This window comes from Pantoea sp. ANP04 (genome assembly GCF_041982285.1).
Classification (GTDB): domain Bacteria; phylum Pseudomonadota; class Gammaproteobacteria; order Enterobacterales; family Enterobacteriaceae; genus Pantoea; species Pantoea eucalypti.
On sequence record NZ_JAUTYS010000138.1, the window covers coordinates 1 to 548 of the forward strand.

The following is a 548-nucleotide window of genomic DNA, read 5'->3' on the forward strand; positions in this document are numbered from 1 at the left end:
CTCTCAATCTTAAGTTATCCAGAAAACCTCTTACTTTTGAATCTTTAAGAAAAGATTCTTCCAGCAGGTTCCAGCTTACAGAACCTCCTCCAAAACTACCATATTTATTTCCCTCAGGTAAAGCTGATAAACCATCAATTCTATAATTTAAGCTCAGGAAATATTTGTTTTTATAATTGTAATTTAAGTTCGAAAAATAAGAGAGTAAAGCATTTTCAGAAAGTTAATTACCTATAGGAGAAATATTCGAATAACTTCCCTGATAATTCTTATAATATGGATCAGTGACATTACTTTGAGTAGCTCCCCAGCTATCGAGCGTAGTTTTAATACGCTCGTAACCTAATAGGAAAGTGAAATGGTTGTTTTCATTAAAAGAATCTTTGTAGGTAAGCGTATTTGCCCAATCGGTTCTAGATAAATCGGTTGCTATGTTTGTTGCCACACCATTGTATGCAGCTCCTCCTCCATGAATTGGATTTAAAAACAATTTATTTTCAAGATCAATTGTATTCAATCCATAACTCGTTCTAAAGATTATTTTTTTG

At 32.5% G+C, this 548-nt stretch carries 1 protein-coding gene; it reads right to left on the bottom strand.

The window, feature by feature from the left end:
* Positions 1-223: 223 nt before the first annotated feature.
* On the bottom strand, positions 224-548 hold a 325-nt coding region (locus Q7C21_RS22765), incomplete at its 5' end, for a hypothetical protein (RefSeq protein ID WP_375151205.1).